Source organism: Pseudomonas sp. NFACC43 (genome assembly GCF_900119645.1).
Taxonomy (GTDB): Bacteria; Pseudomonadota; Gammaproteobacteria; order Pseudomonadales; family Pseudomonadaceae; genus Aquipseudomonas.
This window is the reverse complement of the sequence record NZ_FPKK01000002.1, coordinates 242,322-257,116: the sequence shown is the minus strand read 5'-3', so window position 1 is coordinate 257,116 and position 14,795 is coordinate 242,322. Positions and strand designations below refer to the sequence as shown.

Annotated in this window: 13 protein-coding genes; 10 read left to right on the top strand and 3 right to left on the bottom strand. The window is 63.4% G+C overall.

The genetic code is table 11. The features are described 5' to 3' along the window. Positions 1–4: 4 nt before the first annotated feature. From tssK to tagH, 3 genes are all read right to left on the bottom strand, one after another. Positions 5–1,339: a type VI secretion system baseplate subunit TssK gene (gene tssK / locus BT179_RS05040; protein WP_072430974.1), complete on the bottom strand. Its 1,335-nt coding sequence runs from the start codon at positions 1,337–1,339 to the stop codon at positions 5–7. Positions 1,340–1,354: 15 nt separating this feature from the next. Further along, positions 1,355–1,861, bottom strand: a complete 507-nt coding sequence (gene tssJ, locus BT179_RS05035; RefSeq protein ID WP_072390816.1) for a type VI secretion system lipoprotein TssJ — start codon at positions 1,859–1,861, stop codon at positions 1,355–1,357. Positions 1,862–1,927: 66 nt separating this feature from the next. Continuing rightward, positions 1,928–3,391 carry a type VI secretion system-associated FHA domain protein TagH gene (tagH, locus tag BT179_RS05030; RefSeq protein WP_072430975.1) on the bottom strand — a complete coding sequence of 488 codons (1,464 nt, stop codon included), beginning with the start codon at positions 3,389–3,391 and terminating at the stop codon, positions 1,928–1,930. A gap of 431 nt (positions 3,392–3,822) precedes the next feature. Here tagH and tssA point away from each other — a divergent pair, with 431 nt between their 5' ends. The 10 genes from tssA to tssH all read left to right on the top strand — a co-directional run bounded on the left by tssA (position 3,823) and on the right by tssH (position 14,619). Beyond that, on the top strand, positions 3,823–4,860 hold the full coding sequence (gene tssA / locus BT179_RS05025) for a type VI secretion system protein TssA (protein WP_072430976.1): 1,038 nt from the start codon (positions 3,823–3,825) through the stop codon (positions 4,858–4,860). Positions 4,861–4,941: 81 nt separating this feature from the next. Beyond that, on the top strand, positions 4,942–5,448 hold the full coding sequence (tssB, locus tag BT179_RS05020; RefSeq protein ID WP_003177230.1) for a type VI secretion system contractile sheath small subunit: 507 nt from the start codon (positions 4,942–4,944) through the stop codon (positions 5,446–5,448). 2 nt (positions 5,449–5,450) lie between these two features. Further along, complete coding sequence (tssC, locus tag BT179_RS05015; RefSeq protein ID WP_072390825.1) at positions 5,451–6,947, top strand: type VI secretion system contractile sheath large subunit; 1,497 nt, start codon at positions 5,451–5,453, stop codon at positions 6,945–6,947. A gap of 166 nt (positions 6,948–7,113) precedes the next feature. Next, positions 7,114–7,602, top strand: a complete 489-nt coding sequence (locus BT179_RS05010; RefSeq protein ID WP_072390829.1) for an Hcp family type VI secretion system effector — start codon at positions 7,114–7,116, stop codon at positions 7,600–7,602. Between the two features lie 81 nt (positions 7,603–7,683). Next, positions 7,684–8,133 carry a type VI secretion system amidase effector protein Tae4 gene (locus BT179_RS05005; protein ID WP_072390833.1) on the top strand — a complete coding sequence of 150 codons (450 nt, stop codon included), beginning with the start codon at positions 7,684–7,686 and terminating at the stop codon, positions 8,131–8,133. Continuing rightward, positions 8,133–8,570 carry a hypothetical protein gene (locus BT179_RS05000; RefSeq protein WP_072390836.1) on the top strand — a complete coding sequence of 146 codons (438 nt, stop codon included), beginning with the start codon at positions 8,133–8,135 and terminating at the stop codon, positions 8,568–8,570. Before BT179_RS05005 ends, BT179_RS05000 begins: the two co-directional genes overlap by 1 nt. Beyond that, positions 8,564–9,076: a type VI secretion system baseplate subunit TssE gene (gene tssE / locus BT179_RS04995; protein WP_072390839.1), complete on the top strand. Its 513-nt coding sequence runs from the start codon at positions 8,564–8,566 to the stop codon at positions 9,074–9,076. Before BT179_RS05000 ends, tssE begins: the two co-directional genes overlap by 7 nt. Continuing rightward, positions 9,073–10,932, top strand: a complete 1,860-nt coding sequence (gene tssF / locus BT179_RS04990) for a type VI secretion system baseplate subunit TssF (RefSeq protein ID WP_072430977.1) — start codon at positions 9,073–9,075, stop codon at positions 10,930–10,932. Before tssE ends, tssF begins: the two co-directional genes overlap by 4 nt. After that, a complete protein-coding gene (tssG, locus tag BT179_RS04985; RefSeq protein ID WP_072430978.1) occupies positions 10,896–11,948 on the top strand; it encodes a type VI secretion system baseplate subunit TssG in 1,053 nt (350 codons plus the stop codon). Before tssF ends, tssG begins: the two co-directional genes overlap by 37 nt. Beyond that, positions 11,941–14,619, top strand: coding sequence for a type VI secretion system ATPase TssH (gene tssH, locus BT179_RS04980; protein ID WP_072390847.1), 2,679 nt, complete (start codon positions 11,941–11,943; stop codon positions 14,617–14,619). Before tssG ends, tssH begins: the two co-directional genes overlap by 8 nt. Positions 14,620–14,795 lie beyond the last annotated feature (176 nt).

Here is a 14,795-nt window from a genome sequence, read left to right as displayed (position 1 = left end):
CCAATTATCCTCGGATCGCCCAGAAAGCCAGGTTCAGCCCCGGGAACTGGCCGGCGATGTGGAACGCAAAACCGCCGGAGTTGCCCAACTGCTTCCAATGGTCGCTGCCCCGGTCGAGCTCGTAGTAGGTGGATCCGGCGTGGTACGGCAGCTGGCGTGGCGCCACCGGCAACGGCAACAGGCCGATGCCCGGCAGTTGCAGGTTGACCAGGTCGCGGATGTGCTCCACCGAACCGATCTTGCTCTGCTGGCCGAAGCGGCTGCGCAGGGTCTCGGCGGGAACGTCGGCGCGCACCACCAGGATGAAGCTGGCACTGTCGAGCAGGGTCTTGTCGGCCAGCATCGCCACGTGGATGCCGTAGGCCTTTTCCACGATCGGAATGGGAATCGCCTTGCTGTCGATCAACATGGACAGGGCTTCGCGCAGGGCCTGCATCACCGGCGCATAGCTCAGTGCCAGGTCGTCGTGCTGGTACTGCGGGTACTCCTGCGGTCGTCGGCCGGAGGCGGTGAAGGTGGAGAACTCACCGGCCAGGGCCACCAGCTCGCTGTAGAACCGCTCGGGGTGCAGCGGGCTCAACTGGCTCAGGTGCTGGATCAGCGGCTGAGCCCGGTTGACCAGTTGCAGCAGCATGAAATCGGCAATCTCCGAGGCACCACCGGCGCCGGACGCCACCACGCGCCCGGCCAGGGCTTCGCCACGCTGGTGAAGCAGGCCCAGCAGCTCACTGCGAAACGCGGCCAACGGTTTGGAGACGAGCACATCGAGCACCGGCGGGATGTAGGTCTCGTCGAGCACCAGGGCGCGGTCGGCGCGCTTTTCCTTGATGCGCACCACGCCGACGGCAGCGTAGTCACCGATGCCGTCCTGCTCCGTCAACAGGCGCAACGCCCGCGAACCCACCGCCACCGGTGCGCGGTTTTCGAACGGCGCGTTGTCGTCCCGCACTTCGCAGACCTGGCTCACATAGCGCGCCGCGCCCAGGGCTTCGCCCTCATCGACGGTGTCCCGGGTACCGGCACGCTTGAGCGGCAAGGCCAGGTACACCAGGCCATCGCGCAGGTTGTCATCGACATTCAGGGGCGTCGGCGCCACATCGTCCTGGGGGATGTTGAACGGTGTGCCGTCCGGCAACAGCCCCCGCGCGCGGATGATCGCCAGCTTGCCCTGGGCCAGCAGGCCCTGGTCGATCAGCAATTCGGAAAACCCCCAGGCGCCGGCCGACAGCGGGCGGCTGCGAGCGTCAATAAGGTTTTCCAGGTAACGGTCATGCTGCTGGAAGTGCTGCGTTCCAATGAACATGCCTTCCGACCAGACCACGCGATTGTTCCAGGACATGGGGGCTCCGATTGCTTATTGGGCAGGGCTGGATGGGGTAACGACGACGTCGCTGCGCACGGCGCGTACATCGAGGCTGATCTGGTATTCGGTGTATTGGCGCGCCGGGACATTCAACACCGTGCGCCACAACGAGCGGTCCAGCTCGCGATAACCCACCAGGATGCCGATATGGCGGGTCGATGGGTCCAGATCGCGTTGCAGGCTCAGCTGCTGGCCGGGCTGGACTAGCACTTCGTCCTGATCGATCAGGTCAGCGCCCAGCGTCGCCTGGGCCCGTTCGGCCAGGGCGAAATAATCGGAGCGACCGAAGGTGGCGGCGTTCTTCAGTTCGAAAATCCGCACCCGGACCGGGGCCGGCTGGCCGGTGGCACCGGGGTTGAGACCGTTTATGGCGTGGAAGTGCAGCTCGATGGCGGCGGTATCGGCCTCAGCCTCTTCGGGCTGGTTGTTGGCCGCATCCTTGGCGCACGCCGTCAGCACAAGCGCGGCGGCGACTGCGAGTAAAAACCTGGGAATCATCCTGCGTCCTCAATGACGTTTGAGCTATCCGTTGTTTGACTATGAAAGGTTAGGGGGCGTCGACGCTCAACGGCGTCGCTGTCGTGTGCTGTGTTCTTCGTAGGCACGGCTGAATTCACGACCGAACAGGTCCTGGAAATCCTCCTGGGCTTCCCGGGAAATGTTGCTGTAGAGCTCGGTGAATTGCTGCCAGTACTGGGCCTGCCGCGAGCCGCTGAAAATACCCGAAAGCCCACCGGGCTTGGCCATGCGTTCTTCCAGTTGCGACGGCTCGAAGCGCCCCAGCAGATGCTTGATGGCCGCTTCCACACCGGCCATCACCGCCAATTGGTGGGCGCGCAGGTCATCGAAACTGTCACGCACCGCCGCGTCCGGGGCCATGAACGCCTGGTTGCCATGGCGCAGCAGCAACAGCATGGCCTCGTCGACGTTGGGTGCGAACTTCAGCGGGTTGTTCTCCACCGGCTGGATCATCGTCTGCTGGATGCGGAACTCACCCTTGAGGCTGCTGCGGGCGCGCAAGACATCGATCAGGCCTTCGACCATCAGCCGGTAGCTGCGACCGATGCTTTCCATCTGCGCCTCGGCCTGGGCCTTGTCCAGGCGCAACTGCTCCAGCCCGGCTCCGCGCAAAAAGGCCTGCAGCAGATCGGGCCGGGCGCCTTCGACGGGCTGCTCGGGTGCGACCGGCGGTGCAACCGGCGGCTCGACACGGGCGACCGGAGGTGGAACAGGCTCGTCCGGCACACGGGTTTCGAACACGCTGATCTGCGGCGCAGGGATCGGGTTCGGAGGCACCGGTATCGATACCGGCTCCACCACAGGCGGCGGAACAGGCTGGGGGTTGACCGCCACCGGCTCGGGCTTGTCGCTGAACGGGTCCCAGTCCTCCGGAATCACCGGGGCGCCCGTCATCGCCACAGGCTCGACCAGCGGCGGCGGGCTGGGGCGCGGCATCGGCGTGGGCGGACGGAAATCGTGCTGCTGGGCCGGTACGTGATCGGGCTGGGTGGCCGGCGGGATGCTCGAGGGTGTCAGGAAGTCGAACAGATCCGGCATCGTGTCCATGGAGGACACGCCCTGGAACTGCGCAGGCGACACCACGGGAATTGGCGAAGGCGTATGCAGGGGGGCGCTCTGCTGCCCCATCAGGGCTTCGAAGCTGCTGGGCGATTCGGCGAACGGGTTGCTGTCGGTGACCGGCAGGTTGAAATCGACACGCGCCTGGATCTCGTAGTCGCCGATGCGGATCACTTCGCCGTCCTGCAGGAGCTCGCTGTTGCCCTTGCGCAGGCGAACGCCGGCCTTGACCAATTCCACACCGTTAGTGCTGTTATCGGTCAGATAATACCGGCCATCCTTGTATTGAATAACGCAATGTTTACCGGAAACCAGGCGCTCGGGGTCCGGTAATACCCAATCATTATCGGAATTACGGCCAATTGCCATCACTCCTTGATCCATGGACTTTTCAGAACATTGACCGGGAGTAATCTTGTGATAACTAGTGATAGTCAAACACAGCGGCATCTCGCCTCCTTGCTGAACACTTCTTTACTCGTCTTCGCATGCGAGCGTATCGAGGCATACGCACCTCGGCGACTCGCTTGAAAAACCCCTGCAAACTGCCGTGAAACGGCTTTTTGCCAGCATGATGGCTGATATTAACCGGCCTGCATGACAAAAAACCTGTCTGCGTACCCTCCTCGACCTGCCAGTCGCGCGGGTTGTTAAGCGCCTCACAACTGTAACAGACTGGAAATAGCTTACCTTGACAAGCGATAAGTACTACACCAAAAATGCACAACTTCTTGATTAAGCGTGATGGCACTTTAAGATCATTAAGCATCTAAACGGCCATTACCCTCAAGGAATATGCAAAGTTTCATGCGAGGTTCCGTCTGGAACTTGCGTATGCACTGCCCGACTTCATTCATCGGGCGATAGGGAGATCGATCCAAGTGGATGTGCCTTTGTTGCTCGCCGCCGTTTCCGCGACCTCGCCGTGCGGCGACGACCTGGAATATGACCCGGATTTCTTGCGCCTGGAACGTGACTCCCGCGGTCAGCCCGAGCGCAGCATGGGCGATTCGATCCTCCCCGCAGAACCTCCCGAGTGGCGCAGCGTCCGGCAGCAGAGCCTGGACCTGCTGCAACGCAGCAAAGACCTGCGCATCACCCATTACCTGTTGCAGAGCTCCCTGGCCCTCGAAGGCATTCCCGGGCTCGCTCGCGCCCTGACGCTGATCAGCGAGTTGCTCAAGCAATACTGGGCCGACCTGCACCCGCGCCTGGACGCCGACGACGACAATGACCCCACGGTGCGCATCAACGCCCTGGCCGGCCTGACGTCCGATGCCACTATCCGCCTGTTGCGCGAAAGCATCCTGACCCGTTCGCGCACCTTCGGGTCCGTCAGCCTGCGCGCTGCCGCCAACGCCAGCGGCTTGCAAAGCTTTCCCGACGAAACCCTCGGCGCCGAGCAACTTGCCGGTGCCTTGCGCGACAGCGACCCCGAGCACCTGGAAACCATCCGCGCCGCTCTGCTGGAGGCCCGCAGCGCCGCCGAAGCCATCGAGCAGCAGGTCAGCGATCAGGTCGGTTCCGCCCAGGGCGTAGACCTCGGTCCACTCAAGCAACCTCTGAAGATGGCCCTGCAGATTCTCGGCCAGCCCGCCGCGCAGAACGGCGACAGCGAGCAACCCGAGGCCAGCGGCGACGACAGCGATGCATCCACCGAACATGCCTATGCGCCGAGCGCGCCGCGCAGCACCGGTACGAACGCTGGAAGCGCTGAAATCAACAACCGCGACGATGTGCAGCGCAGCCTCGACCGGATTCTCGCTTACTACACCCGTCATGAGCCCTCCAGCCCCCTGCCGGTGCTGTTGAACCGGGCCAAGCTTCTGGTCAACGCCGACTTCGCGACCATCGTGCGTAACCTGATTCCCGACGGCATGAGTCAATTTGAAAACCTGCGCGGCCCAGACAGCGAATAAAAGCGAGCGGATCACGCAGTCACGTCACCGGCCCCACCGGATGACGCCAACACCGTCGCTCAAGCGACCAGGAGCAGCAACGTGGCGAAGCAAAGTTCTCAGAAATTCATCGCGCGCAACCGCGCGCCTCGAGTGCAGATCGAGTACGACGTCGAGCTCTACGGCGCCGAGAAGAAGGTCCAGTTGCCCTTCGTCATGGGGGTTATGGCCGACCTCGCCGGCAAGCCTGCCGAGCCTCTGGCACCCGTGGCCGATCGCAAGTTCCTCGAGATCGACGTCGACAATTTCGACTCGCGCCTCAAGGCCATGCAACCTCGCGTGGCGTTCCATGTGCCCAACGAACTGACCGGTGAAGGCAACCTGAGCCTGGACCTGACGTTCGAAAGCATGGACGACTTCAGCCCCGCAGCCGTGGCCCGCAAGGTCGACTCGCTGAACAAGTTGCTCGAAGCGCGCACCCAACTGGCCAACCTGTTGACCTACATGGACGGCAAGACCGGTGCCGAAGAAATCATCATGAAGGCGATCAAGGACCCAGCGCTGTTGCAGGCCCTGGCGAGCGCGCCGAAGCCAGCACAGGATCAATGATCATGACCGACAATACAGCCCGCGAAGGCGCCCAGAACCTGGGTGCGACCCAAGAAACCAGCGAGTTCGCGTCTCTGCTGCTGCAGGAATTCAAACCCAAGACCGAGCGCGCCCGCGAAGCGGTCGAGACCGCCGTGCGCACCCTGGCCGAGCAGGCCCTGGCGCAGACTGACCTGGTGTCCAACGACGCCATCAAGTCGATCGAATCGATCATCGCCGCCATCGACGCCAAGCTCACCGCCCAGGTCAACCAGATCATCCACCACCCGGACTTCCAGCAGCTGGAAAGCGCCTGGCGTGGCCTGCACTACCTGGTCAACAACACCGAGACCGATGAGCAGCTCAAGATCCGCGTGCTCAACATTTCCAAGACCGACCTGCACAAGACCCTGAAGAAATTCAAGGGCACGGCGTGGGACCAGAGCCCGATCTTCAAGAAGATGTACGAAGAAGAATACGGCCAGTTCGGCGGCGAGCCTTACGGCTGCCTGGTGGGCGACTACTACTTCGACCAGTCGCCACCGGATGTCGAGTTGCTGGGCGAGCTGTCCAAAGTCTGCGCGGCCATGCACGCACCGTTCATTTCCGCCGCCTCGCCAACGGTGATGGGCATGGGCTCGTGGCAGGAACTGTCGAACCCGCGTGACCTGACCAAGATCTTCACCACTCCGGAATATGCCGGCTGGCGCTCGCTGCGTGAATCGGAAGACTCGCGCTACATCGGCCTGACCATGCCGCGCTTCCTGGCGCGCCTGCCGTACGGCGCCAAGACCGATCCGGTGGAGGCCTTCGCCTTTGAAGAAAACACCGACGGTGCCGACAGCTCCAAGTACACCTGGGCCAACGCTGCCTACGCGATGGCGGTGAACATCAACCGTTCGTTCAAGCACTTCGGCTGGTGCTCGCGCATCCGTGGCGTGGAGTCGGGCGGTGAAGTGGAAAACCTGCCGGCCCACACCTTCCCCACCGACGACGGTGGCGTGGACATGAAGTGCCCGACCGAAATCGCCATTTCGGACCGCCGTGAAGCGGAGCTGGCGAAGAACGGTTTCATGCCGCTGCTGCACAAGAAAAACACCGACTTCGCCGCGTTCATCGGCGCCCAGTCGCTGCAGAAACCGGCCGAATACGACGACCCGGACGCCACTGCCAACGCCAACCTGGCCGCGCGCCTGCCGTACCTGTTCGCCACCTGCCGTTTCGCTCACTACCTCAAGTGCATCGTGCGCGACAAGATCGGCTCCTTCAAAGAGAAGGACGAAATGCAGCGCTGGCTGCAGGACTGGATCCTCAATTACGTCGATGGCGATCCGGCGCACTCCACCGAGACCACCAAGGCCCAGCACCCACTGGCGGCGGCCGAAGTGATCGTCGAAGAAGTCGAGGGCAACCCGGGGTACTACAACTCCAAGTTCTACCTGCGCCCGCACTACCAGCTCGAAGGGCTGACCGTGTCGCTGCGCCTGGTATCGAAACTGCCGTCGGCCAAGGGCGCGTAAAGATTTACTGAAACGGGTGGCCGGCAACCCTGTGGGAGCGAGCTTGCTCGCTCCCACAGAGGATCTCCAGCAGGCTGGAGATCGTCTTCCCCCCGTTCAGCACCCGTAATTTCGCAAGGTCAGCGTCAACCAAACAATGTGGTTAGAAGCCACACAGGGAGAAAACATGGCTGTTGATATTTTCATCAAGATCGGCGACATCAAGGGCGAGTCCATGGACAAGGCCCACAAGGACGAGATCGACGTCCTGAACTGGAGCTGGGGCATGTCCCAGTCCGGCAACATGCACGTGGGCAGCGGCGGCGGCGCGGGCAAGGTCAACGTCCAGGACCTGTCGCTGACCAAGTTCGTCGACAAGGCTTCGCCGAACCTGATGATGCACTGCGCCAGCGGCAAGCACATCGACAAGGTCAAGCTGACCGTGCGCAAGGCCGGCGGCGAAAGCCAGGTCGAGTACATGATCATCAACCTGGAAGAAGTGCTGATCACCTCCCTGAGTACCGGCGGCTCGGGCAGCGATGATCGCCTGACCGAAAACGTCACCCTGAACTTCGCCAAGGTGCTGGTGGACTATCAGCCGCAGAAAGCCGACGGCACCAAGGAAGGCGGTCCGGTCAAGTTCGGCTGGAACATCCGTCAGAACGTCAAGGTGTAGTCAAACACACCCCCGGTGCCACGCGCCGGGGGTGTTTGGTGCTTGCTCGAATCCAATCCTCTACAGCGCGGTATCTGAGTCATGGCCAAGCCTTCGTTTATCAATTTGTGGAACAGCTATCCGCCCTACCCGTCGGCGACGCCGGCCTGCGACGGCCCCTGGATCAATCAGTGCGCCATTCGCATGAGTATCGCCTTGTGTGGCGAACGGACGTTACCCGTCAACTCCTCGACTTATACCCTCGACCCTCGATGCGCGCATGGGCACGCCCGTGGCGCGGAGTCATTAGCGAACTGGTTATGGAAAAAAAGCCAGCTCGGCCCACCCAAGATCTACACCAATAGCGTGGCTGACCGTACAACGCTGATGGGCAAGACCGGCATCATTTTCTTCAAGGATTGCTACCAGCAAAGCAGCGATACGGCCGGTCGACCTACCGGCGACCACATTGACCTGTGGAACCGTGGCCTGACCAAGAGTGGAGACTTGTTCTCGAGGTCCAAGGCCGTCTGGTTCTGGGAGCTTACCTGATGCGCAGCCCAATGTTCCTTTCGGCGCTGACGGCAAGCTTCGTCAGCCTGAGTGCATGCGCCGGGCAGGACACAGCCGCTGTTGCTGCGCCGACCCAGGCGGTTTTCGTCGGACAGCCGATAAGTCTGGTCAATGATCAAGGTCGCTGCACACTTGTCAAACCTGACCAGAGCCGCCTGACACTCGATATGGAATGGCCTTGCCAGTTCAGCCTGGGTTCCGATAAGCAGTTGCGCGTGGAGATGTTCAATCAAGTTCCGATCTTCTCCGTTGAACGCAGCGAGCATATGCCAGCCCCCAGCCGCGATTGTCTGACCAAACTCCAGGCGGTGCGCCAGATCAAGGGAACGATGGAAGTCTCGCAAGTGAGCCAGTTCGCCTCCTGCGGGCCGGGTCACTGGGACCAGAAAATGTACGTGGCGCCCTTTACGTGGTAACCGAAATCGCCACCCGCGATCGCCTGCAACCGTCCCTGCTGGATCGGTTGACTGACGACGACCCGACCAATCCCAAGGAAAGCGCCGATAAGCGCGTGCTGTCGCTCACCCAGCTGAAAGCCTCGGTGCTGCGAGACCTGGCGTGGCTGCTCAACACCACCTCCCTGCTCGACGCCGATGCCACGCTGCATACGCCGGCTGGAACATCGGTGGTGAATTTCGGTCTGCCGGCCCTGGCCGGCAACAGCGCATCGAATGTCGATGTCGCGGCCCTGGAAACCTTGATTCACCAGGCCATCGCCACCTTCGAGCCGCGGATCCTGCGCCACACCCTGCGTGTGCGGGCCCGGGCGACGGCGGAGATGAACCACAACGCCTTGAGTTTCGAGATCGAAGGCGACCTTTGGGCGCAGCCCGTGCCGCTGCGCCTGATGCTGCAGACCGACCTGGACCTTGAGACCGGCCACGTACGCGTGGTCAACGCCGACCAGCGGAGACGCTCATGAACCCGCGCCTGCTGGAGCTGTACAACCAGGAACTGCACCACGTGCGCGAAAGCGCTGCGGAGTTCGCCAAGGAATACCCGAAGATTGCCAGTCGGCTGACGTTGTCCGGCATGGACTGCGCCGACCCTTACGTCGAGCGATTGCTGGAAGGCTTCGCCTACCTGACCGCGCGGGTGCAGCTCAAGCTCGATGCCGAATACCCGACGTTCACCCATAACCTGCTGGAAATCGCCTACCCGCATTACCTGGCACCCACGCCGTCGATGACCGTGGTGCAGATGCAGGCCGATCCGGACGAGGGCTCATTGAGCAGCGGCTTCGAGCTGCCCCGGGACAGTGTCCTGCGGGCGGCCCTGGGACGCGAAACCCAGACCTGCTGCGAGTACCGCACCGCCCACGCGGTGACGTTGTGGCCGCTGCAGGTCAGCCAGGCCGACTATTTCGGCAACCCCTCCACCGTGCTCGGGCGCCTGGCCGCCAGCGAGCCGAAGGCCAAGGCCGGCCTGCGCCTGACCCTGCGCACCGGCGCCGAACTGCCGTTCAACAGCCTGGCCCTGGACAACCTGCCGCTGTACCTCAGCGGTGCCGATGAGCAACCGTTCCGCCTCTACGAACAATTGCTGGGCAATGCCTGCGCGGTATTCGCCCGCCAGCCCGGCGGCAACTGGGTCGAGCGCCTGCCCCAGGACGCCCTGCAGTCCCGCGGCTTCGATGACAGGGATGCCGCGCTGCCGGTGGTTGCCCGTGCCTTCCAGGGCTATCGCCTGTTGCAGGAATACTTCGCCCTGCCCCAGCGGTTCCTGTTCGTCGACTTCACCCAGCTGGGCCGGGCGGTCAAACGCTGCGACGGCCAGGAACTGGAATTGATCGTGCTGTTCGACCGTCACGACCCGAGCCTGGAAGGCAGCGTCGGCGCCGCACAGTTCCTGCCGTTCTGCACCCCGGCGATCAACCTGTTTCCCAAGCGCCTGGATCGCATCCACCTGTCGGAACGGGTCAATGAACACCACGTCATCGCCGACCGTACCCGGCCGATGGATTTCGAAGTGCATTCACTGACGTCCCTCGCCGGCCATGGAACCGGGCCGGAGCAGCCGTTCCTGCCGTTCTATGCCGTGCGTGACCCGTCCCGCTATGGCCGCGACCAGGCCTACTACACCGTGCGCCGCGAGCCGCGGGTGCTGTCCAGCGACCAGCGGCGCAACGGCCCACGCTCGACCTACGTCGGCAGCGAAACCTTCGTCAGCCTGGTGGACAGCCATCAGGCGCCCTATCGCCACGACCTGCGCCAACTGGGCGTGACCGCGTTGTGCACCAACCGCGACCTGCCGCTGTTCATGAGCGTAGGCAATGGCAAGACCGATTTCACCCTCGCCGACAGCGCGCCGGTAGGCGCGGTGCGCAGCGTGGCCGGCCCGAGCCGCCCGCGCGCCAGCCACGCCCACGACGCCAAGGCCTGGCGCCTGATCAGCCAGTTGTCGTTGAACTACCTGTCCCTCAGCGAGCAAGGCCAGGGCGCCGCCGCCCTGCGCGAACTGCTGCGCCTGTACGGCGACAGCAACGATGCGGCGTTGCAATTGCAGATCGAAGGCCTGCGGGAAGTCAGCAGCAAGGCTTGCACCCGACGCCTGCCGATGCCCGGCCCGATCGTCTTCGGTCGAGGCCTGGAAATCACGCTGGAATTCGATGAAAACGCGTTTCGCGGCACCGGGGTATTCCTGCTCGGCGCCGTGTTCGAGCGCTTCCTGGCACGCTACGTGTCGATCAACAGTTTTACCGAGACGGTGATCCGTACCACCGAACGCGGCGAGATCATGCGATGGAAAGCCAAGCCCGGACGACGTCCGACCCTGTGAGTACCCTGGATGCGATGCACCAGGAGCCCTGGGAATACGACTTCTTCCAGGCCTTGCGGCGTATCGAATGCGAATCCCCCGACCTGCCGCGCCTGGGCCATTCCCTGCGCCTGGCCGACGACCCGCTGCGCCTGGGGCAACAGGCCGAGTGCACCTTCGCGCCCGCGACCCTGGCCTCGGTGCAACCCGGTGTCGACGGGGCACCGGCACGCCTGGAGCAGTTCTTCTTCGGTCTCGGTGGCCCCAACGGCCCGATGCCGCTGCACATCACCGAATACGTGCGCGAACGCCAGCGCAACAACGCCGACAGCACCAGCAAACGTTTCCTGGACGTGTTTCACCATCGCCTGCTCAGCCTGTTCTACCGGGCCTGGGCCGAGGCGCGGCCGACCGTCAGCCACGACCGCCCGGACGATGACTACTGGTCGGCGCGCCTGGCCGCCCTCAGCGGCCGGGGCATGCCAAGCCTGCTCGAACAAGGGCTGATTCCCGATACGGCGAAGCTGCACTACAGCGGTCACCTGGCGGCGCAGACCCGTTACCCGGACGGTTTGAAGGCCATCCTCGGCGAGTACTTCGGCCTGCCAGTGGAGATCGAAGAATACGTCGGCCAATGGCTGGAATTGCCGGAGCGCAGCCGCGTGGGCGTCAGCGCCCATCAATTGGGCGTGGACTTCTGCCTGGGTCGCCATGTGTGGGATCGCCAGCACAAATTCCGCATCCGCCTGGGGCCGCTCAAGCTCGTCGACTACATGGGCATGCTGCCCGGCGGACAACCGTTCAACGAATTGGTGGCCTGGGTCGCCGAATACCTGGGTCATGAGCTGGACTGGGATTTGAACCTGGTCCTTGAACAGCCCGAAGTCCCGCCGCTTCAACTCAACGGCCGTTTCCGCCTGGGCTTCAATACCTGGCTGGGACGGCCGCAGACCGATGCCAACGATCTAATACTGGCCCGGCATTACGCCGAACAGGCCAACACCTCACAGACCTCAAGGAGCCATGAGCATGGGTGAAATCAGTCGCGCCGCGTTGTTCGGCAAACTCAACAGCGTGGCCTACAAAGCCATCGAAGCCGCCACCGTGTTCTGCAAGTTGCGCGGTAACCCCTACGTGGAACTGGCCCACTGGTTTCATCAGTTGCTGCAGCTGCAGGACTCGGACCTGCATCGCATCATCCGCCAGTTCAACATCGAACCGGCGCGCCTGGCCCGCGACCTGACCGACGCCCTCGACCGGCTGCCCCGAGGCTCGACCTCCATCACCGACCTGTCCTCCCATGTGGAAGAAGCCGTGGAACGCGGCTGGGTCTACGGCAGCCTGATGTTCGGCGAAAGCCAGGTGCGCACCGGCTACCTGGTGATCGGCATCCTCAAGACCCCGAGCCTGCGCCATGCGCTGCTGGGGCTGTCGTCGGAATTCGACAAGGTCAAGGTCGAAACCTTGAGCGAGCGATTTGACGAATACATCGGCGACTCACCGGAAAACGCCCTGACCGCCAGCGACGGTTTCAACGCCGGCAGCGTGCCCGGCGAAGCCAGCGGCGCCATGGCCCCCAGCGCCATGGGCAAGCAGGAAGCCCTCAAGCGTTTTACCGTCGACCTCACCGAACAGGCCCGCAGCGGCAAGCTCGACCCTATCGTCGGGCGCGACGAGGAGATCCGCCAGCTGGTGGACATCCTCATGCGACGTCGGCAGAACAACCCGATCCTCACCGGTGAAGCCGGCGTGGGCAAGACCGCCGTGGTGGAAGGCTTCGCCTTGCGCATTGTCGCCGGTGACGTACCGCCGTCCCTCAAGGACGTGGAGCTGCGCAGCCTCGACGTCGGCCTGCTGCAAGCAGGCGCGAGCATGAAGGGCGAGTTCGAACAGCGCTTGCGCCAGGTCATCGAAGACGTCCAGGCGTCCCCCAAGCCGATCATCCTGTTCATCGACGAAGCCCACACTCTGGTGGGGGCCGGTGGCGCCGCCGGCACGGGTGACGCGGCCAACCTGCTCAAGCCGGCCCTGGCCCGTGGCACCCTGCGCACCGTGGCCGCTACCACTTGGGCCGAGTACAAGAAGCACATCGAAAAAGACCCGGCCCTGACCCGTCGCTTCCAGGTGGTGCAAGTGGCCGAGCCGTCGGAAGACAAGGCCCTGCTGATGATGCGTGGCGTGGCCTCGACCATGGAAAAACACCACCAGGTGCAGATCCTCGACGAAGCCCTGGAAGCCTCGGTCAAGCTGTCCCACCGCTACATTCCCGCGCGCCAGTTGCCGGACAAATCCGTGAGCCTGCTGGACACCGCCTGCGCCCGCGTCGCCATCAGCCTGCACGCCGTGCCGGCGGAAGTGGACGATAGCCGCCGGCGCATCGAAGCGCTGGAAACCGAGCTGCAGATCATCGCTCGCGAGCATGCCATCGGCGTGGTCATCGGCACCCGTCAGACCCAGACCGAAAGCCTGCTGAGCGCCGAGCGCGAACGCCTGGCCGAACTGGAAAGCCGCTGGGCCGAAGAGAAAACCCTGGTGGACGAACTGCTCGCCACCCGCGCCACCCTTCGCGAGCGCGTCGGCGTAGTGGACAGCGAGGACGGCAGCGAAGCCAGCCACGATTTGCGCGAGAAACTGGTGGACCTGCAACAGCGTCTGACCGCCCTGCAAGGCGAGACCCCGCTGATCCTGCCGACCGTGGATTACCAGGCCGTGGCCTCGGTGGTCGCCGACTGGACCGGTATCCCGGTGGGCCGCATGGCCCGCAACGAACTGGAAACCGTGCTCAACCTCGACCAGCACCTGAAAAAACGCATCATCGGCCAGGACCATGCCCTGCAGATGATCGCCAAGCGCATCCAGACCTCCCGCGCCGGCCTCGACAACCCGAGCAAGCCGATCGGGGTATTCATGCTCGCCGGCACCTCCGGGGTGGGCAAGACCGAGACCGCCCTGGCCCTGGCCGAGGCCATGTACGGTGGCGAGCAGAACGTCATCACCATCAACATGAGCGAATTCCAGGAAGCCCACACCGTGTCCACCCTCAAGGGCGCGCCACCGGGCTACGTCGGCTACGGTGAAGGCGGTGTACTGACCGAAGCCGTGCGGCGCAAGCCCTACAGCGTGGTGCTGCTGGACGAGGTGGAAAAGGCTCACCCGGACGTGCATGAGATTTTCTTCCAGGTGTTCGACAAGGGTGTGATGGAAGACGGCGAAGGCCGGGTGATCGACTTCAAGAACACCCTGATCCTGCTCACGACCAACGCCGGCACCGAGCTGATCGCGGATGTCTGCAAGAACCCGCAGGACGTGCCGGAGCCTGAGGAAATCGCCAAGGCCCTGCGCCAGCCTCTGCTGGAAATCTTCCCGCCGGCGTTGCTGGGGCGCCTGGTGACGATTCCGTACTATCCCCTCAGCGACGAGATGCTCAAGGCCATTACCCGCCTGCAACTGGACCGCATCAAGAAGCGCGTGGAAAACACCCATAAGGTGGCGTTCGACTACGACGACGCGGTGATCGACCTGATCGTCTCCCGTTGCACCGAAACCGAAAGCGGCGGACGCATGATCGACGCCATCCTGACCAACAGCCTGCTGCCGGACATGAGCCGCGAATTCCTGACCCGCATGCTCGAAGGCAAGGCCTTGGCCGGGGTGCGGATCCGCGCCGAGGATAACGAACTGCGATACGATTTCAGCGACGCGGCCTGACCTGACAGGTACACCGATAGCCCTGTGCAAGAGAGCCTTGCGGGAGCGAGCTTGCTCGCGATAGCGGCATAACATTCGACCTCGATGTTGACTGACACACCGCCATCGCGAGCAGGCTCGCTCCCACAGTGAATCCGGCTCCTTCAGGGAATCGGCGGCGCAGCCATTACAACGAT

Excerpts from the sequence above, each read along its gene's own strand:
- tssK (WP_072430974.1), bottom strand. The coding sequence starts at position 1,339 with ATGTCCTGGAACAATCGCGTGGTCTGGTCGGAAGGCATGTTCATTGGA.
- tssJ (WP_072390816.1), bottom strand. The coding sequence starts at position 1,861 with ATGATTCCCAGGTTTTTACTCGCAGTCGCCGCCGCGCTTGTGCTGACG.
- tagH (WP_072430975.1), bottom strand. The coding sequence starts at position 3,391 with ATGCCGCTGTGTTTGACTATCACTAGTTATCACAAGATTACTCCCGGT.
- tssC (WP_072390825.1), top strand. The coding sequence starts at position 5,451 with ATGACCGACAATACAGCCCGCGAAGGCGCCCAGAACCTGGGTGCGACC.
- BT179_RS05010 (WP_072390829.1), top strand. The coding sequence starts at position 7,114 with ATGGCTGTTGATATTTTCATCAAGATCGGCGACATCAAGGGCGAGTCC.
- BT179_RS05005 (WP_072390833.1), top strand. The coding sequence starts at position 7,684 with ATGGCCAAGCCTTCGTTTATCAATTTGTGGAACAGCTATCCGCCCTAC.
- BT179_RS05000 (WP_072390836.1), top strand. The coding sequence starts at position 8,133 with ATGCGCAGCCCAATGTTCCTTTCGGCGCTGACGGCAAGCTTCGTCAGC.
- tssF (WP_072430977.1), top strand. The coding sequence starts at position 9,073 with ATGAACCCGCGCCTGCTGGAGCTGTACAACCAGGAACTGCACCACGTG.
- tssG (WP_072430978.1), top strand. The coding sequence starts at position 10,896 with ATGGAAAGCCAAGCCCGGACGACGTCCGACCCTGTGAGTACCCTGGAT.
- tssH (WP_072390847.1), top strand. The coding sequence starts at position 11,941 with ATGGGTGAAATCAGTCGCGCCGCGTTGTTCGGCAAACTCAACAGCGTG.